Annotated in this window: 22 protein-coding genes and 1 pseudogene; 4 read left to right on the forward strand and 19 right to left on the reverse strand. The window is 33.0% G+C overall.

What is annotated here, in order from left to right:
- Position 1: 1 nt before the first annotated feature.
- The 15 genes from IEW40_RS13010 to IEW40_RS13080 all read right to left on the reverse strand — a co-directional run bounded on the left by IEW40_RS13010 (position 2) and on the right by IEW40_RS13080 (position 12,779).
- Positions 2-355 carry a restriction endonuclease subunit S domain-containing protein gene (locus tag IEW40_RS13010; protein ID WP_188618538.1) on the reverse strand — a complete coding sequence of 118 codons (354 nt, stop codon included), beginning with the start codon at positions 353-355 and terminating at the stop codon, positions 2-4.
- Positions 356-357: 2 nt separating this feature from the next.
- Positions 358-972 (reverse strand): conjugative transposon protein TraK, encoded by a 615-nt coding sequence (traK, locus tag IEW40_RS13015; protein WP_188618539.1) that lies wholly within the window; start codon positions 970-972, stop codon positions 358-360.
- Between the two features lie 51 nt (positions 973-1,023).
- Positions 1,024-2,271: a TraJ family protein gene (locus IEW40_RS13020; protein WP_188618540.1), complete on the reverse strand. Its 1,248-nt coding sequence runs from the start codon at positions 2,269-2,271 to the stop codon at positions 1,024-1,026.
- A 2-nt stretch (positions 2,272-2,273) separates the two neighbouring features.
- Complete coding sequence (locus IEW40_RS13025) at positions 2,274-3,101, reverse strand: hypothetical protein (RefSeq protein WP_188618541.1); 828 nt, start codon at positions 3,099-3,101, stop codon at positions 2,274-2,276.
- A gap of 18 nt (positions 3,102-3,119) precedes the next feature.
- Positions 3,120-3,785, reverse strand: a complete 666-nt coding sequence (locus IEW40_RS13030) for a hypothetical protein (RefSeq protein ID WP_188618542.1) — start codon at positions 3,783-3,785, stop codon at positions 3,120-3,122.
- A 2-nt stretch (positions 3,786-3,787) separates the two neighbouring features.
- Positions 3,788-4,471: a hypothetical protein gene (locus IEW40_RS13035; RefSeq protein ID WP_188618543.1), complete on the reverse strand. Its 684-nt coding sequence runs from the start codon at positions 4,469-4,471 to the stop codon at positions 3,788-3,790.
- A 10-nt stretch (positions 4,472-4,481) separates the two neighbouring features.
- Complete coding sequence (locus tag IEW40_RS13040) at positions 4,482-5,150, reverse strand: hypothetical protein (RefSeq protein WP_188618544.1); 669 nt, start codon at positions 5,148-5,150, stop codon at positions 4,482-4,484.
- Complete coding sequence (locus IEW40_RS13045) at positions 5,137-8,211, reverse strand: TraG family conjugative transposon ATPase (protein WP_188618545.1); 3,075 nt, start codon at positions 8,209-8,211, stop codon at positions 5,137-5,139. The genes IEW40_RS13040 and IEW40_RS13045 overlap by 14 nt, the downstream gene beginning before the upstream one ends.
- On the reverse strand, positions 8,183-8,497 hold the full coding sequence (locus IEW40_RS13050; RefSeq protein ID WP_188618546.1) for a DUF4133 domain-containing protein: 315 nt from the start codon (positions 8,495-8,497) through the stop codon (positions 8,183-8,185). The genes IEW40_RS13045 and IEW40_RS13050 overlap by 29 nt, the downstream gene beginning before the upstream one ends.
- Position 8,498: 1 nt before the next feature.
- Positions 8,499-8,819, reverse strand: coding sequence for a DUF4134 domain-containing protein (locus tag IEW40_RS13055; protein ID WP_188618547.1), 321 nt, complete (start codon positions 8,817-8,819; stop codon positions 8,499-8,501).
- A gap of 122 nt (positions 8,820-8,941) precedes the next feature.
- The gene (locus IEW40_RS13060) at positions 8,942-9,478 is read right to left on the reverse strand and encodes a hypothetical protein (RefSeq protein WP_188618548.1); all 537 of its coding nucleotides are present in this window, start codon (positions 9,476-9,478) and stop codon (positions 8,942-8,944) included.
- Between the two features lie 12 nt (positions 9,479-9,490).
- Positions 9,491-10,141 carry a ParA family protein gene (locus IEW40_RS13065; RefSeq protein WP_188618549.1) on the reverse strand — a complete coding sequence of 217 codons (651 nt, stop codon included), beginning with the start codon at positions 10,139-10,141 and terminating at the stop codon, positions 9,491-9,493.
- A complete protein-coding gene (locus tag IEW40_RS13070) occupies positions 10,138-11,610 on the reverse strand; it encodes a relaxase/mobilization nuclease domain-containing protein (protein WP_188618550.1) in 1,473 nt (490 codons plus the stop codon). Before IEW40_RS13070 ends, IEW40_RS13065 begins: the two co-directional genes overlap by 4 nt.
- On the reverse strand, positions 11,600-11,956 hold the full coding sequence (locus IEW40_RS13075; RefSeq protein ID WP_188618551.1) for a hypothetical protein: 357 nt from the start codon (positions 11,954-11,956) through the stop codon (positions 11,600-11,602). Before IEW40_RS13075 ends, IEW40_RS13070 begins: the two co-directional genes overlap by 11 nt.
- Before the next feature lie 28 nt (positions 11,957-11,984).
- Positions 11,985-12,779 carry a phage tail-like protein gene (locus IEW40_RS13080; protein ID WP_188618552.1) on the reverse strand — a complete coding sequence of 265 codons (795 nt, stop codon included), beginning with the start codon at positions 12,777-12,779 and terminating at the stop codon, positions 11,985-11,987.
- Positions 12,780-13,551: 772 nt separating this feature from the next.
- On the opposite strand from IEW40_RS13080, the gene IEW40_RS13085 reads away from it, so the two are divergent.
- The 4 genes from IEW40_RS13085 to IEW40_RS13100 all read left to right on the forward strand — a co-directional run bounded on the left by IEW40_RS13085 (position 13,552) and on the right by IEW40_RS13100 (position 15,131).
- Positions 13,552-13,947, forward strand: a complete 396-nt coding sequence (locus IEW40_RS13085) for a hypothetical protein (RefSeq protein WP_188618553.1) — start codon at positions 13,552-13,554, stop codon at positions 13,945-13,947.
- A 2-nt stretch (positions 13,948-13,949) separates the two neighbouring features.
- Positions 13,950-14,207, forward strand: a complete 258-nt coding sequence (locus tag IEW40_RS13090; protein ID WP_188618554.1) for a hypothetical protein — start codon at positions 13,950-13,952, stop codon at positions 14,205-14,207.
- A gap of 2 nt (positions 14,208-14,209) precedes the next feature.
- Positions 14,210-14,569, forward strand: coding sequence for an integrase catalytic domain-containing protein (locus IEW40_RS13095; protein WP_188618555.1), 360 nt, complete (start codon positions 14,210-14,212; stop codon positions 14,567-14,569).
- Between the two features lie 349 nt (positions 14,570-14,918).
- Entirely contained in the window at positions 14,919-15,131 is a 213-nt protein-coding gene (locus IEW40_RS13100) for a hypothetical protein (protein WP_188618556.1), read from the forward strand.
- 11 nt (positions 15,132-15,142) lie between these two features.
- Here IEW40_RS13100 and IEW40_RS13105 read toward each other — a convergent pair whose 3' ends face one another.
- The 4 genes and pseudogenes from IEW40_RS13105 to IEW40_RS13120 form a co-directional block, all read right to left on the reverse strand.
- Positions 15,143-15,625 (reverse strand): hypothetical protein, encoded by a 483-nt coding sequence (locus IEW40_RS13105; protein WP_188618557.1) that lies wholly within the window; start codon positions 15,623-15,625, stop codon positions 15,143-15,145.
- Positions 15,626-16,327: 702 nt separating this feature from the next.
- Positions 16,328-16,729 (reverse strand): annotated as a pseudogene (locus IEW40_RS14275) (RHS repeat domain-containing protein); the annotation flags it as partial.
- 44 nt (positions 16,730-16,773) lie between these two features.
- Positions 16,774-17,313 (reverse strand): hypothetical protein, encoded by a 540-nt coding sequence (locus IEW40_RS13115; protein ID WP_188618558.1) that lies wholly within the window; start codon positions 17,311-17,313, stop codon positions 16,774-16,776.
- Positions 17,282-18,262 (reverse strand): RHS repeat domain-containing protein (locus tag IEW40_RS13120; protein ID WP_188618559.1); only part of this gene is annotated, 981 nt, incomplete at its 5' end. The genes IEW40_RS13115 and IEW40_RS13120, both read right to left, overlap by 32 nt.

An 18,262-nucleotide genomic window follows, 5' to 3' on the forward strand; every position in this document is an offset into this window, starting at 1 on the left:
GCTACCAGCCATTTTTTAGTTTTTGGTATTGGTTAAACAAGTAGCCAATTCGTAAACTGTCTTCTTTTTGTAATTCTTTACGGTCGCTTTTCACTTTTAGTGATTTAAGTTCATTCACTATTTTTTCCATTTCTTTTTCATTGTTTACAGTGGTATTTTGTTCCATCTTACTTTTGGAATACAAAATCGGAGGCTTTATTTTAAAAGCATTATCGGATGGAAAAAAGATGCTTTGTATCAGAGAACCAATGAAGGAAACCGATAAAAATAGCATCGAATAGATGAAAAATTTTTTTGGATGTTGACTTGCCCAATTCAACCATTTTTGACCAGTTTGTTTTAATGTAGTATTCATTTTTAATACGAGTTTTTGGTTTGGTTAGAGATTTCTTCGTTGTCTAGTATTCGCCAGTTTTTAAGCATTACACCATGAGGATTGTTAGGGCTTCGGATAATGTCATCAAAATAGCCTTCAGTGATTAGCTTTCTGGTAATAACTGATAATTTTCTGGTAATCATCTGCTTTCCGAAAAAAGCAAACTTCTTTTGCTCCATATTGAGCAAAATGGAATCTGAGTGAATACTAACCATTGAACTAGATGCGATGATTTGATTGTAAAAGCCTTTTTCTTTTAAGTTGGTATATTCCTTTTTTCCACTGTCATCAATGAGGTATAATGATTTCTGAATATTGTCCTTGATGTAGGCATCATCTGGAGCAAGCGTAAAAAACAATCGATGAAAAAGTTCTATTTGCGCTTTGTACTCAACTGGTCTGTTGAGTAAAACATCGGTTTGCTTTGCCAGTACGGGAACTCCATTGTCTAAAATATAAATTGATTTTCTGGAATCCTCAATCATTCTGTATGCAAAGAAGAAACCTGCGACAACGATGAACACCGCAAACGCAATGGTCGAGATGGAAACCACCTTGTTGATTTTAATTCTTTGTTCTATATTTTTAATAAGCATTTTTAGTGGGTAATTGGTATTTAGTATTTGGTAAATAGATAGTTGAGTTTTTTACTTTCCGTTTTTCATTGCTTCCTGAACTCTTCCCGATGCAGATCCTGCTGATGCAAATTTTGTTGCTGCTGAGACTGTAGAAGCTCCTCCTGTTTTTGCAGTTAATATTGCTGTTTTGGCACTGCTTGCCATTTTTCCTACAGCACTTTTCATTTTGGTCATCGCTCCAGCTCCTCCTGCAGTAACAATGGTGTCAGCAATGGTGGGTGTCATCAGAACTCCAATTCCCGTAACGATATAGGCAACACAGGTAAAGAGTTGGTTATAAATCATTCCCGAATTACTTACATACACCATTAAAGCATCTAAATTGGTGATGGTTCCATTGGATAAAAGCGTGTCGTATCGTTCTATTTCCATCGTATAGCCAGAAGCGATGAGTTGCTGTCCGATATTGATAATCGTATAAGCCACAAATGTGTAGAGATTGATATTGATGAATTTCGAAACCCAACTGTACAGAGAGTTTTCAAATCCTGGAACTAATGCCATTCCAACCGCAATAGGTCCTAAAATAATAAGGATGTAAGCCCATATTTTTTGGATAAAAAAAATGAGATACACACAAATTCTCAAGATGGAAAGGCAGACAAATTCAATGACTTCAGCGACTAATTTTTGCATTTGGAACTGCATTCTAATCTGCCATTCTTTGATGGGTTGTATCAATTTATCTAATCCTTCACTTACATCAAACCAAGAATCATCAGCGCTTTGACTGGTGTTGTTGATGACTTCCTGTTTGGCATCTTCTTCCGCATTGAGTTTGATGACGGCATCTAATAGTTGTTGTTGTTTTTTGAATCTCTGCACTCGCAAATCATTAACTTCAGATTCAATGTCACTGAAGATGGCGATTCCTGGTTGGGCTATGGCTTCAAAAGGAGCTTGAATGAGATTGACAAATCCTGTCCAATACACAAGCGTAAATCCAATCAGAATTGGTTTTAGCATCGGGGTGATTTCCCATTCACGGTCTCCAGCTGCCATTTGCCAACCCATATATCCGAGATACATCAAAGCTCCTAATCCTCCAATCGCTTTTCCTACCAAAGCAGAACCTTGAGCACTGTCTTGTACACTGTTATCTAATTTGGTGAATACTTCCATAAACCATTTTTCAAAGGCACCATCTCCTTTTAAAAACTGAAGCAAGTTGCTGTAATCGCCGTCTGTTTGGGAAAATCCCATAATTGGCAATACAATTGCCAAAAGGCAAAATAATAAGGTAAGTTTTTTATTCATTTTTAAAATCGGTGTTTATATTGTTGCATGGTGCTGTGCACGATTTGTTTATCTGAAGCAGGTGTCCATTGGTTGGGTAAAGCGGTAGATAAATGATTTTTCAGAATATTTTTATAATCTAATAGAAGTGCAGTCCTATCATTGTATTTCTTTAATTCCTGAACAAATGCTCTCCATTTGATGAGTGTTTCATGATACATGATGAACCGTTTTCCTCTAGGCATATCCATACTTCGGGACATGGCATATTTTTCTTTGATGAGATCCAATTCTTCCTGCCATCTTTTTAATGTGCCTGTAGTATTGAGCGTTTCATATGTTTGCTGATCTTTCAGTCTCCATTCCATAAAATTTTGAGGGGTGTTGGGAAATTCGGTTATAGGTTTCAGCATGGGTTTATAGTACAACAACCATAATGGATCAGCATCAACGGTAGCGGAAGTCCAATGGGCAAAATCCTGAACACTTCTTTTGTAAATCGTATCGGAAGATGCCTTGATTTTTTTTGCTTCTTCTTCCTGAAGTTTTAACTGGGCTAATCTTAAATTTTGTTCTCCGTTTGGTTTTAATGGTCGAATATCTTCACCATTCTTATATTCTCTATTGATGCTTGGTGCCCACATTCCCCAAACTGTTGCATAGGCAAAATTGGTCTGAATGCCTAAAAAATATTTCGGATAAGGTCGCCAATCTCCCCAGCTTTCAAAAGTCATTCTTTTATGTTGTGCTACTATTGAAGGATCGTTTAATCTTTTTATACTTTGTCCAAATGCTGAAGTCGCAATAAATAGTAAGAGGAAAAATTTTCCTTTTTTAACTATATTTTTCATCTGTTTATCTATTTGTTTTTAATTAAAGATGTATTTATATTTTGTGATAATATCTCCGACGATTGCTCTGTCTATGTTGATATAATTCCGAAGCTTGGGAACTTGATACAGGTAAGGGATTTTCTTGGCGTTCTCTAATCTTAAAATGATGTAGAGAATATTTCCATTGATATTTCTTACTCTTGTAAAAACCTTTTCAATGAGCATTTCTCTATCACTGGCATCCATCAAAAAATCTTTGTTTTCATTCAGAATATCTTGCGTAACTTCCTGTTTAAGTTTCATGGTTTGATTTCCGATTTCTACATAGTATTTGGAAACTAAGATGGCATATTCAGGATGTTGCGCCGATAAATCCAACATTCTGTTGGAATTGGTTACAACTTTCCCTAAATACTGATAGAGATAGATGAGTTTTTTGCTTTGAGTAAGCGCTGAATTGACATTTTTGAGTTGCTGATAAATATATTCCTGAATGGCAATTACTTGTGCCGTTTTGTTTTTAATATCGTCATACAGCTGTTTTTGCTTTTCATAGGAATTTAAAAATGTTTGTTCGCTTCCAATTCTTACCGCATGATCTTTCGTCATTTGCGCAAAAAGCTTGTCATTGAATACAATCTGTTGGCTTTTGATTAAAATTCCAAAAAATGTCAATAATCCAAAAGTTATTATTTTCGTCATCTCTAAAAGGATTTAATATTTTTCATGATGCTTTCTACCACTTGTTTATCTCTATTCACGTAATATTGAAAAGCTCTTTTATTACGTAATACTTTGGCTTTGATATCTCTAATTTTTAAAAGCATATGGGTAGAATTTCTGCTAAGTGTTTTGACTTCACCCAATGCGTAATCCAATAAAATTTTACGTTCTGATTTTTCCATCTGATTGATGGCTCCATAAAAAATTACAATTCCTGTTATTAACCTTGCAACCATTTGCAAATCGTCCACAAACTGAACTTGAGAAGGCAAAACAGCTATAATAGAATAAGGCGCTGTATTGATTTCGTTGATAATATCTGTCTGGTTTTGAGTGATTTTATTAACTTCTCTACTCATTGCTATTCCCGTAGGAATTGCCTGAATAGCAAATGATACAATCCTCAATCTGTCTTGAACTTTGGTTACTTTATCTTTAAAGTTGTTCCATTGAGTTCTGTTGGCGGTTTCTACTGTGGCATTCAGCGTTTGCTTTTGCCTCATTCCTTTTTGTCGGTCATGCTCTTTCATGGTGGCATTGATTTCGATGTTCATCATGGGAAATGATACATTTTCTTGTTGCCAAGCTGGCGTAGAACCACCACTGGAAGAAGTAATGACGAGATAGATTAATGGAATGATAAGGATTTGAAAAATCTTTTTCATCTTATGATTTTTAAAAATTTCGCTTATACTTATTCATTATGTTTTCCACGATGCCTTTATCGGTATTGATGTAGCCTGCAAATGGATTAATGGAGTTCCAGAATCCTAATCGGTTCGCTTTTTCTAATCTTAACTTGATTGCCAATAGCCACAATTTTAGATTTTTTACATTCTCGGAAATATTGTACAGGATTTTGTATCGGTCTCCTGCAGTAGCCAAATTGAGCTCTCCAGATGCCAAAATATCAGAAACATCGGTAACAATTTTCAGGCTTTGCTCGTAGGTTTTTTGCGAAGCTTTCACTCCGAATATTGCGTATTGCGGATTCTGAGAAGCTAATTCTACTATTTGAGAGGAATAGGTATAGCATTTATTCAATTCAGAATAAATTTCTTTTACCTGAATTCCATTTTGTAAGGTTCCTGAAACTTCTTTCAATCCTTTCAGTATTTTGTTCTGAATATCATTAGCAACCACCATCTGTGTTCCTACCCACGCTTGTGCATCTTTCAATTTGGAGGTTTCGTCTATTACTTCATTCTGTTTGGCTTTTAAATTTTCTGAATACAAAATCATAGCTGCTGTTACCGTTGGGTCGATGTAAGTGTTTTGGGAAAAGCTCATCGTTCCCCAAAAAGAGAAAAGCAGCATTATTATTTTTAGACTAAACTTTTTCATATAACTCTTGTTTTTGATTAATTAATTCTGAAAAACTAACATTTTGGTCTTCTAATTCCTGCAAGATGATTTTGAACACATTTTTTCCTTTGTGCTTTTTCTTTATCATTCTGTAAAAAGAATTTATTTTATCATCGAAAGGATTTTGATATAAATTCACGAGTGAAACCAAATTTTCAAGGCTATCTCCAAAAATTTTTAAATCATCTACTATCTTGCGTAAGGCTTCATCATAGTTCCCATACTTTTGTACATAATATTCGACGGCGGACTTTTCGGGCTTTTCAGTCGTATAGGTTAAATATTGCTCCAATGAAACTTCATTTCCATAGACTTCTCCTTTAGAACCTCGTTTCAGATAAAATTCTTTGAATCGACTTCTTCCGAACCTGTTGTTCAAATTATTGATGGTAAAAATCTTGTTCTGTTCTACTTTATTAAGTGAAAGCAATGATGCGATTTTGTCAAAGTTGTCTTTGAATTTAGTTTGATCCAGCAGAATAAACGTATCAGAATTGTTGATGATGGAATCTTTTACCACCGCATTTCCAATAATGTCATCGAGTTCCTGTGTTACCACCACTGCTTCTCCCCAAAATTTTCTCACCGTTTTGTAGAGATAAAGAATATATCCTCCCATCAGTTTACTGGCAATGGCTTTCCACGCTTCTTCAATAATGAGTGCTTTTCTTCGGTCTTTCCTCAACCTCATTTTCTGAATAAACGTATCCATAATAATGAGCGTTACAATTGGAAAAAGCTTCGGATTGTCCTTTACATTATCAATTTCAAAAACAATGAATGGTTCATCAAAAAGGCTCTCGTCTGCTTTATTATTTAAGGTGGTTCCATATCTTCCGCCTTTGTAAAAGTCCTTCAGTACAAACAAAAAAGTACGCAGGTTGAATTCTTTTTCGTTGATTTTGTGCTTTTTATTGTTTAAGTAAACCGGTAGGAACCAGTCGCAATACTCATAGAATCCATTAAATGAGAGCTCTTTGGCGACTAACTTTTCTTCAAGTTCCTTAATTTTTTCAATAATGGCTTTTCGGAACGATTCATTCCATTCTTCTGCTGTTTTTGGCTGTCTGATGATTTCATTGGATTTGATGAGAATGAGTTGTGCCTCGTTATAAATTTTTCGCTTTCCTTCGTCATTTAAGGTTTCATAAGCTTCATAGACTTTATAAAATTTTTCGCTGTCATAGTCAGGATTGTTCAGATTTTTATCAGGGTGATATTCAATAGCCAACTTTCGGAAGGCTTCTTTAATCTCATCAGATTGGGCATCGAATGGAATACCTAAAATATCATAATAGGTGCGTTGTTCTTTAGTTTCATTCTCATATTCTGTAAATAGATCTTCTTCGTGAATATTGAATTTATTCAGATAAAGAATCAATTCTTCCGAACTTTTATTTTCATACCACTTCGTTCCAAAATTGAAATATTGATGATAATAAGACATCAATACATTATCTAATATGGATTTCTGTGCAGATGACATCATCGCATCAGGACCTTGCCAAATCAAGAATATTAAATTGGTTAAAAATTCAATTTTCTCAATATTGAACTCTTCTTTATTCATTAGAAATGGGTTCATAGTAATCGGTTTTTCTTCCGTGTACTGAATGTATCTTCCTCCCTTATACTTGCAGGTTCCTGAATAGGAATCTCCTGTATCCACAATGACTACATCATAATTGTACGTCAAATATTGTTCTATAATATTGTTCATCAAAAATGATTTCCCTGAACCTGAAGGTCCTAAAACAAACTTATTCCGGTTGTTGATTCTTCCTGTTTTCATTGGTAAATCTGAAGGATCAACTTTTAGCGGAACACCTTGTCTGTTGGTAAATCTCAAATAGAAGTTAGACTCTTCGTTCACGGGGTAACTTTCTTTAAAAAAAAAACACAAGGCCGCTTCGCTTGTCGTCATAAATAAATCATACTCCCTTAATTCCGTGGCATTTCCTGGAATGGCTGCTCGAAAGAGTTCCAACTGGTTATAAGCATTTTTGGAAACAATTATCCCTTTGGTAAAGAGTTTATTTTCAATCAGGGACTGTGTTCCTTCCATTTCTTCCAAAGTATTTGTTGAAAATAAAATCGAAAAATGGGCATTCACCACGAGTTGTCCATCTATGGCAATATTATGAAGCAATGTTTGAATCTCTTCTGCGATAATGGCATTACTCGGAGAATTATTGGCTGCTCCTTCGTGCTTTTTCTTTTTCTTGTCGAGTTCCCTTTGTTGCTGTGCTTGTAGTGGAATGGTAATAATCTGATTATAGACAATCGTTTCATAATCTTCCAGTTCATTGATGAACGTAAAATTATCTACTGCTGTTTCTGATGCAGCTCCGTTTCCTCCCAAAATAGAGTAAGGTTCTATCTCTGAAGGCAAATCAATATTTTCTACATCGACATAAGATATATTTTTGACAAAACGATTTCCGATTTGTAAATACTCGTTGGTACTTTTGATATTATCAAATGTTGGAACATCTGAAAATTTCATCGACAACACTCCAGAAATGTAATATTCAAAATCTTTCTCAAATAAAAATTGAGGTTTGCAATCGCTTTGTTTCAAAAGCATAAAAACTTTCTGGCACTTATCACGAAGCTCTTTGTAGCCTTTTTCCGAGTGGTTGTATTGCTTATTTTTCTTTTTCAGTTTGTCATCCACAATATCGGTAAACAGCAATACCGTTTCAATGGTCTTAAAAAGCCGTCCATCAAAATGTTCTAAATATTTTTGTTGAAGAAATTGGTTGGATGGTTCTGCGGTATATTTCTTTTTTGAAAAAATATCGAGTTTCTGTACAATTCTTCCTTCACCGATAATCGAAACAACTTGATTCAAAACCGTATGAAAATTCAGATAATTATCAGGATCTGCCGAATATTGTTCAACCTTATTTTTTATCTTAATCCCAATAATAGGGTTTCCATATTGTCCGAAAAGAACATCAAAATCCCAATTGAAATCTTTCCCGTAATCGTATCCGATAAAAGGAATATCAAATGCTTGTTTCTTTGTTGTTGCCATGTTGCAAAAGTTTTTTGTTGTTAAATCTTTTTGGAAAAATGAATACCTGATTGAAATTTTTGGTTTTATCATACAAACCATACTTGTCCTGCCTCTTGAAGATGAGAAAAACACCTCCTGCAGTAACTGCCAATCCTAATAATGAACCTAGTAAACCGAACTTGGATAATATCAATGCCGCAATGACTCCACCTCCGATGACACCTACCGCATAAAAGATATATTTTCCTTTGAGTCCGAAGAATACAAGAGGTTTTTTAAGCCCCTTGTATAAATAGAATCCCATTTTAGGCAAAGAATGCGGTTACAAATTCAGGAACGACAATAAGGAAAATCATTGCTCCTCCATAACCAAGGATTTCTTTGTTGACATCTTGGTCACCGTTCGTCCATTTGTTATAAACTCTAAGTCCGCCAATGAAACCGACAAGTCCGCCGACTGCTTTCAGAATTAGCTTGATTGGATCCCAGTAATCTTTGATATCACTCGCTGCATTGGAGATGGCTGTTGCGCCGCCTTGTGCAAACGCAGGAGTAATGGATAAAAGAAGGATGAAAGCAGTGAATACTTTTTTCATCATTTGGTTTTTTTTGAATTTTTGATTCATAATACATAAGGTTTTTTAAAGGTTAATATTGAATTGATTTTTTAGTTTAAAGCAAAAAATACCCTGCAACGGATTTTTAATGCGTTGTTTTTGAATGTTTTAAATATTTTTATGAATATTGATTACATAATGGAATGATATATCTTATATCCGTCATTATGGGAAATCATTTGAACGCTGGTTTCTGCCAGATTGAGCAATTGATACCATTTATTTTTGTTTGATTTTTGAATAGATGAAGTTTGTTCTTCTTGAATATGGTTTTGATGATTTTCGTTATTTTTTGATTGAATAACTTCTCTATTTTCAGTTGCATTTTTTACTGGTTCTTCGTCGTTAACAAAACCATCCAAGTCTTGTTCGGATTCAAATCTTCTTCTTAATTCTTCCAAATCGGGGTTTTCTTGAAAAGTATTTTGAACTTGAGATATCGGAATTTCACTTTTCAAAAAAGATTTTGGAGTACGAATATTTTCTACATCTTCAATTCCGATTGAAATTGGAGGAAGGCTCTCTGACTGTGCAAAATCAGCAAGTGAAAATTCTTCTGTAGTATCGGTATGTACGGTTTTCTCTTTTTTCAAAAAAAGGTCGTAAACAATATTTCCAGCATAATACAGAAAATAGACTGCTAATAGAATGAATGAGTATTTTAACATTTGTGTTTTTATTTAAAGAGTTATTTTTAAAATGCTGTTTATTTGGTCAATAATTTCATTAAAAGGCTTTTTTACGGCATATTTTTGTTCGTAGGTCAGCTTTCTGGTATCTATGGTTTGAAGGCTGTTTCTTTTGAATACAGGATTTTCAATGAGTGTTCCGTATTTTGAAATTTCTTCGTCCATTTCCTTTTGGTTAGGGTATTTGTAGCCTTTGTCGTATTTTGAACGGATAAAAATTCGTTCCGCTTCGCTTTCCAATAAGCCCAGCAGATTTTTGAATACCAAAGTCGATTTTACCGATACATCTGAATATTCAAAAGGAATGATTATAAAATCACTGTAAATCAACAAATCACTGTATTTCTGGTCGAGTGTTCCTGCTAAATCAAAAAGATTGATTTCATCACTCTCCTTCATATTAATGAGGGTTTCAAAATCGGAAAAAGGCTGTTCATCATCTTCACCTATGGTTTCTACTTCATACATTTTTGGAAGGTCTGACTGTTCGTCTTCTTTCCATTTGTAGTAAAAGGATTTTTGAAAATCGAAATCATATACCTTGATTTTCCTTTTAGTTAGACCAGAAATATAATTGGCAAATGCAATAGCAAGTGTCGTTTTTCCTGTTCCTCCTTTTTGTGTGGCAAATGTGATAATCATAATTTCTTTCTTTTTTTTCTTTTTTTGAGTTCTTCTTCCGCAGGGTCTTTTGATGTTCCTGAATGTTTTGTCCATTCAAACAGCATTTCATTTACTGCTTTTGATAATTCTTTTGCCTGATTACTTTCAGTCTGGTTTACTGTTTTGGTTTCGATGGCTTGATTTGGATTTGGAAATTTTTGATATTCATTTTCTCCAATTAATGATTGAAGTTCTCCTACATAATGCAGCTTGGTGTGGACTGCGTAATAGATTCCTTCTTCTGATTTTATAATTTTAACATTATCATTGCTTTGTTTTTTGAGATAGTTTCCTACATCGTTTTTTACCGAATTGAATACTTCCTTGTTTTTTCTTTTCTTGTTCTCAAAAAGCATAAAGTCTTTGGGAACATTTTCTGGATTCTGGTGTTTCAGATATTCTATTAAAACTTGTTTTGATGCTTTATCTAATAAATTGTAATTTTTTAAACTTTCAAACATTTTCTTGTCCATTACTTCGGAAGTGAATTCAAACAAATTATTCATTTTCAGAATCTCGCTTCCTTTATAAATTGTTTCGGTTTTATGGTCAATTAAAGTATAACCAAAAGGGTGGAGTTCGTCTTTATGATGAAAAACCAAATCAATCCCAAAAACATCTTTGAGCTTTTTCTGAAGCTCACTTTCAAATTCAATCTTTGGCTTCCATTCTTCTTTTTGTTTTTCTTCAGGAAGCATTGATTTTTGTGCTCTTCGGTCATCCACTTTGAAAACCTTGTTAGAATATACCTCTTTGTATTTAATCAAAATCGCCTTGATTTGCTTTGCTCTATTGTTATTTTTAGAGTTGCCAAAAATGAGTTGGTTCCCACTTATTGTTTTTTCTCGAACTCCATTTTTCAGAATATCCAAAGCGTTTTCATCATTTTTGCTCTTTACCAACTTGAATCCGTTTCTTTCCATCAAAACTTCTAGTTGCTTCAACGTACTTATATTGTAATTCAAAAGGTTATTGATGATTTCTTCGTTGTTTTTGCCATAAATCCTTTCTTTTACATTCATCATCGCCTTTTGGGCTTTCAGTTTTTCGTAACTGTCATTGAGCTTTTTCCCAGTCGATTTATCTACTCTCGTGGAAACAATATGTACGTGGCTGTTTTCGGTATCATTATGAAAAATCACGATGAAAGGTTGGTTTCCGTATCCCATTTCCTGCATAAAATCTTCCGCAACTTTCGTCAATTCTTCTTTGCTGTGCTGTTGAAATTTTGTGGAAATCACGGCGTGGAACTGGGATTTCTTTACTTTTTCATTTTTTGAAATGGATTTGAGGTAATTTCTAACTCCTTCTTGACTGCTGTTTTCATTAATGAAGGAAGGAAAATTTTTCATTAGCATTAATTCTCCAGTTCCTTTCTCTATTTTTTTATCATTATACTGTACTCCATGAAAATTGGAACTTGCTGAGCCTAAAATCTTAACTATCATCAGCAATTAAAGAGTAGATTTTTGTGATAATTTCATTTTGCTTTTCTTTCAGTTCAGTAATGTTTTTCAGTTGGCTTTGGAAATAATTTAATTCCTTACTGCTGATAAATTTTTGAGCATTTGCAATTCTAGCAATCTGATTGATGTTGGTTTCAATTTTTATGAAGATGTTGTCTTGTTTTTCAATGAACTCCAATATCTTTTTTCTTTCATCTTCTAAAATTCTGTTCTCAACTGATGCCGTTATTAAGTTGGTTAGGGTGATATTCTTTTCTTTACATATTCTTTTCCAGTTTTCTTTTCTTGTTATGGATATCCTAATTTTTATATAGTCTCTTTTTTCCATTATTTATCAAACTCCTTGTAGCTATTTTCTATGGCAAATAAGGTTTCCTCCAGTTGGAGTATCCCTGAACTTCTCCATAAGTATAGTAAGAGGTGGACATTGCATTTAAAGATGTCTGCGGAATTTGTATGGCATAATTTTCGAGTAAGGCGGGAAAATACTGCGTAGAATTTTCGGAATGTAGCAGAGCAATCTGATTCGGAATATAGCCTATATCGCTGTATATATTAGCAATGCTAATGAATGCATCTCCAGTAATGGGGGAAGAATCTGAGGTTCTGTAGATTTGAAAATGAACATTGACAATACCTTGAATTTTTCTGAATGTTATAGCTCCTTTTAATCCTCCAAAATTTTTGGTTCCGATGGTATAGGATTTTGAGGCGGTCAGATAGGTATTTGTATTTCCCCATTGGTTCATTGGTGCAGACCATACCGAAGTTGCTGTTAGTCCAGCTGAGCTGTTTGGATCTAATGTTAATATGATATAGTATTCAATAGGAGCAATCTCTTTTGAAAAAGACTGCCATGAAGTTCCATCAAAATAATAAGGGGCTACTTCGGTAATGTTTTTAACCTGACCTGTCAAATTTGAAGGAGGAGATGTTGCATAAACCACTGCTCCTTGTTTAGCAGATGAATACGCTTTGGCTGCTAATTGATTTCCTGTAATACGTGGTGGAATAATTCCATCATAATGACTAATATCGTTTGGCTTTCCTACAACTTCTAAAGTAGTCTCTGGAGTTTGGGTGTTAATCCCAACTTGTCCGTAAATTAAAGTTGTAGATAATACGAATAAAAGATAGTTCGATTTTTTCATCTCTTTTTGATTAAAATTCTGAGGCAAAATTGAGCGTTAAAAATCTTTAAAACAATAGTATTCAAAGGGCTTGGGCTAAATAAGAATAGTTTGGATTAATCTGGATTTTCTAAAGATTAAAAAAGAATATTTTGGACTAATCTGGAAAATTAAATCCAATTTGTTAAGAAAAAAAACAAGTTCCGCAGTTTTTTTCCCTTTTTGCAAAAAAGGCAAGAGAGTCTTTGGACGCAAAACTTGAAAAGTTTGTGGGTACAAAGACACATCTTGCTGAAATAAAAGTCAATATTTTTCAGACCTCTAAAAATCATTGTAAAGCGTTGATTACAATTAAATTACGATTATTTCCTTTGGAAATAAAAAACTCAAAAGGAATGAATATCTAACCTATATACATTGTACATTAGTTTGCGTTAAGACTTTTTCCATTTTCCGCAGGAAAAATAATAAGCTGTATCTTTTTTACTCAGCACATAGTTTTTAAATGATTGTAAATATTTGTTAAAATTAGCTGTAGTTCAAAAATGCAGGTATTCGATTAACCAGCATCTATTTTACGCACGTTGGAGCTTAACCTATATCTATTTCACGCAAGGCAAATAATAAGTTGTATCTTTTTTACTCAGGTTTAGAAATTACCAAAGAATCTTTTATATTGGTTTGAATAAAAGCTGTAGATTTTATGAGAGCATATTTCTTCTGATTTTATATATAATATTTGAAATATTTTGAATTCACTTTTTAACTTAGGCTATCAATCAAAACTATTAAAATGCACCAATCATATTCTCGTTACCATACCAACATAAAACTCTGCTATTCTCTTGGTATAGAAAAACAATTATTTCCTAAAGAATTTACCGATAAAATACCTGCTACTACTTCGCAGTATCGGAAAAATAAAAATGCTAATGATTATTTAGGTTATGAGTACGAAGAACTTTCTACAAAAGCTATTGAAGATTTTAAAATATTATTTGATGCTAGAGCTAAGAAAATAAAACAGCTCTTTTTTGCTTTTCTAAAATTGTACCTTTCAATTATTACCATTATTGGAAAAAGAAATTTTAAAGAAATTTTAAAGAAATTCTTAATACCAATAAAAAAAAACTTATTCCCAATATTGACAACCTTATTAATGAATTTGGAAATAAGAAAACGGTTTTAAAAATGTTGGGAATTACCATTCAACAATATGCCCATTGGAAAAAAATTGAACAATATGCTTGTCCTAATTCTTTGATTTGGCTTTGCTATAAGAGAGTACCCAATCAGATTAGTAGAAAAGAAATTGAGACCATGAAAAAATTAATGACGGATAAAACGATGCTTCATTGGGCATCGGCTTCTGTTTGGGGATATGGTGTAAAAAACGGAATGATATCTATGGCAAGAACGACTTGGTATCACTCTACTGTAAACTTCTAAGATTGGGAGAGAATCGAAAAAAGTATAAGCCTAAGAAAAAGAAAATCTCGATAAGAGCTGAAGCACCCAATACAATTTGGCATATGGATGTAAGTGTTTATAAAACATTAGAAAATACCCAATACTACATCTATACGGTAATAGACAATTTTTCTAGAAAAATATTGGCTTATGATTATGCCAAAGAATTAAATGGCTCTACACGACTGAAAAGCCTAAAAAGAGCCATAGAACAAGAATTTGGAGTAAATTTAAAAGCCAGCCAATTAGTTCCTAAATTAAACTTAATTGTAGATGGTGGAACAGAAAACAATAACAAAACCGTAGAAAATTTTATAAAAGACCACATTATGCACACTTGATTTATACACCAGACGAAGTACACCAAAATCCTAAGTTAAAACAAACTAAACCATTTTTGCAGAAAGTAAACCAAAATAGAATAGCAGAAAACAAAAGTTATTCTTGTGAAAAAGGATGTACTTAATACAAAAAAAAGCAATGATTTTTAGAGAATTTAAAAAAGAATAATTTCTTTCTATTTTTTTTGAGCTAAAAATCTGTTCTAATTTTAGAAATTTTAGAAAATACACTAAAAATACCGCTATACGAAATTTCGTATAGCGGTATTTAGATTTTATAGAAATTACAACCCTCTACAAAACAGCATTTTAAACAATAAAATACCATTTTAAAAAGCGAAGACTAAAATTGAAAGCTTTTAGAGGTAGCCTCGTGAAATTTAACAGTTTTTATTTGCTTTTTGTCATAGAATGCAGAGCGGGTTTAATTCAGCAAAATAAAAAGGACAAACCCGAAGCTGGACAAATAATATATTCTGAATTAGCTGTAGCGGATTATTATTTCAAAAGACACCAAATCAACACATCTGATACATTACCTCCTAATCTTTGTGGCTATTAGAGGGAGCTACACTATTCACCAAATGCAGGTTTTTTATTTTCAGAGTAAATATATAGACTGTCAATAATAGTGGAATAATATGTATTTTCCTTTTTTACTCCATCTCTTATCCTTGTTCTCAAAGGACTTTCCCCAAAATCATATTGTATCACTATAGATTTTCCTAGAATGGGATTATATGACTTATGAAAAATAATTACCGTTTTAAAATAATTATCATTTCTTTCTTCTAGACAGATTCTATCAAAATTATATTTTTTCATATAATTTTGAATTAAAGTATCTTTTATATCTTCTTTGTATAAACAAACCTTATTTTTAATGTATACTGCATTTTTAGTTTTGTTTAATGAATCTTTCTTTTCAAAAAGTTTATTATCATGAATGTAATTTAAAATTGACGTTACTTCATGAACATTCTTCTCTATTTTTTTTAGATATGAATTTTGGGCATTACAAGAAGTAAGTAATAAAATAAAAAAAATTCTTTTCATCTAATGTATATTTTCCTGTTCCAAAAAGTCTATGACAAAATTTGTTGTACTTTGATTTTTGTCTTGTGCCGCCTGATAATGTACATTTTTTTCTTGGCCTTTCTTGCTAATCATTCTACCGATAAAGCCTAAACCTTTCCAAAATGCTCCTGCTTTAGATTTACTACCTAATCCTGTAACTTTATCTCCTTTTAATTGTGCTTCATCATATATGACACTACCAATTTTACCTGCTTCTTGCAATTTCAAAATTTCTTTATATAATGATGAATCTTTAGATATTGGAGACCCCCCCAATATTAAATTGTCAATTTTAAAGTTATCATCAAGTCCATATTTTGACGGATCTCTAAAAATATCAATTACAGCTTGTGCAGTTGTTACTGATCCTTGACTAAATCCCATTACATTCATTTGTTCACCATCTCCTAGAGGATTATTGAGAATATTTTGTGCGATGCCTTCAGCTACATCAAAAATTCTTGTTCCTTCTACAATGCTGTTGCTTGAGGCAGATTTTTGTGAATTCCACATTACATGAAGCATATCACCAAATAAACCATGAGATCCATCAACAGTTTGACTTGAAGTACCATAACGTGCAGTATAAATGGACAATGCGTTACTTATGTTTTCAGCATAAGGCCCATTATTCTTATTACCTTTCTCATAACCTAGACCAGGCACAAATATTATTCGCCTTCCATCGGTATCAACAAAAATTATAGGATTATTAGCACAATAATTATATGAAGATAAATTGCTGTACTTCTCCGCCAACGGATCTACAACGCCCCATCTTCCAATATCCGGCATATAAAACCTCGCTCCATAATCATACATTCCGGTCTCCTGCAACTCCTTCCCGTTGTACTTGTACTGATACTTCGGATTGCCTGCTAAACTATTGTAACCTTCGTGTTTTAATCCAAATGGATAATAGTTGTTTTCTTCAACGATCTCTGTGCTTGGGTCTATTACTCCATTTTTATTGCTGTCTGCATAACTCAATCTTACTGAACTTCGTTCGCAAATTTCAAAAAAGCTTTCGCTTTGTTTTCATTTGTCTAAATGGACTACGTAGTTGTAAATATACAAATTTTTATAACAAAAAACGCTAACCTCTTACAGTTAGCGTTTTGCTTTATTTATTGCTTAAAGTTACAAACTTCGTAGAGCGGGACAGTTGTAGCCATTAAAAGGTCTGATGAAAAATTGTAAAAAGGAATTTCTTCGGATAATTTCAATTTATTATCGGGAAGCCTAATAAAATTCATTAAAATTTCAAACTGCTCAGGATTTAAATCACTTTCAAAAAAAATCGATTTATATTGTTTTGAAGAAGTTTTATATTTGAGTTGATAATATTCTGCATCATTAACTTTCAAAGATTTTGAGTTTATTTTATCTTTAAAATTTTTCAAAACCATTTCCTTATATGAAGAAAAATCTATCGATTCATTGTATTTGTAATATTTATATTTTGAAGTTCTTTTTCCGTTTGAAATTATTTCATTACAGAAAAATAACTCATTATTAGAAGTAACTAATACTCCATATCTGGGTTCAGCAGGATTCATGCCTATTCCTTGTGTCACTTCTATAAATTCAGACTCTTTATTACAACTAAATAATAGTATTAATAAAATAAAAAAACTACTTCTTATCATCATATACTTCTTTTCCATCTCGTTGAACTTTTATTAATGAGCCCTCAAAATCCCACATCTGCGTTCTTATTTGAGTATCATTAAGTTTTAATTTTAATTGCTCATTTGCGTATCTTAAAATAGAATAAACCTTATTTACATTAGTGCTTTCGGGATTTTTTATATATTCCTTTGATGTATAATAATGGTCCGCATTTCGAGATCCAAGACCCCTGTCGTACTTTCTATAATCTTCAGGCAACGTAGAGTTATTGGAATAGCCATCATCAATAAAATCTTCTGCATCGTTTTCTGCATGATAAAAAGACTCGTGGGAAATATGTTCTACAGTGTTAAAAATATTACTTCCCGATGAACCAAAAGGCTTTCTCGCTAAACTGATGACAACATTTTTCTTTCCAGTTCCATCGGTATTTCTTTGCATATCAGTATAACTTCCCGTTGCTTTTTCATTTTTCCTCACCGTATAAGCCAAATTTACACCCCCTTTATGATATTCTCCGTCTGATTTCGCTTCAAATATAGTTTTTCCACCATATTCTATTTTTTGTCCTTCCTTCATGAATTTAGATAAAAATGCCTGTCCTTCTTTTGTTTTTGCAAACATCACGAATGCTTTGTAATGCTCCTCATTGCCTTTTTGTAATAAATAGCCTAACTCAAGATACATTCCCGTTGGATCAATATATTTAATAGGATTACCGTTAACATAATTGTATGGAGACCATCCTGGATATTTCTCCGCCAACGGATCTACTACGATCCATCTTCCAATGTCAGGTATGTATTGGCGGGCTCCATAGTCGTACATTCCTGTCTCTTGGAGCTCCTTTCCGTTGTACTTGTACTGATACTTTGGATTTCCTGCTAAATTGTTATAACCACTATGTTTTAACCCAAATGGATAATAGTTGTTTTCTTCAATGATCTCTGTGCTTGGGTCTATTACTCCATTTTTATTGCTGTC

The sequence above is a fragment of the Cloacibacterium rupense genome, assembly GCF_014645495.1.
Classification (GTDB): Bacteria; Bacteroidota; Bacteroidia; order Flavobacteriales; family Weeksellaceae; genus Cloacibacterium; species Cloacibacterium rupense.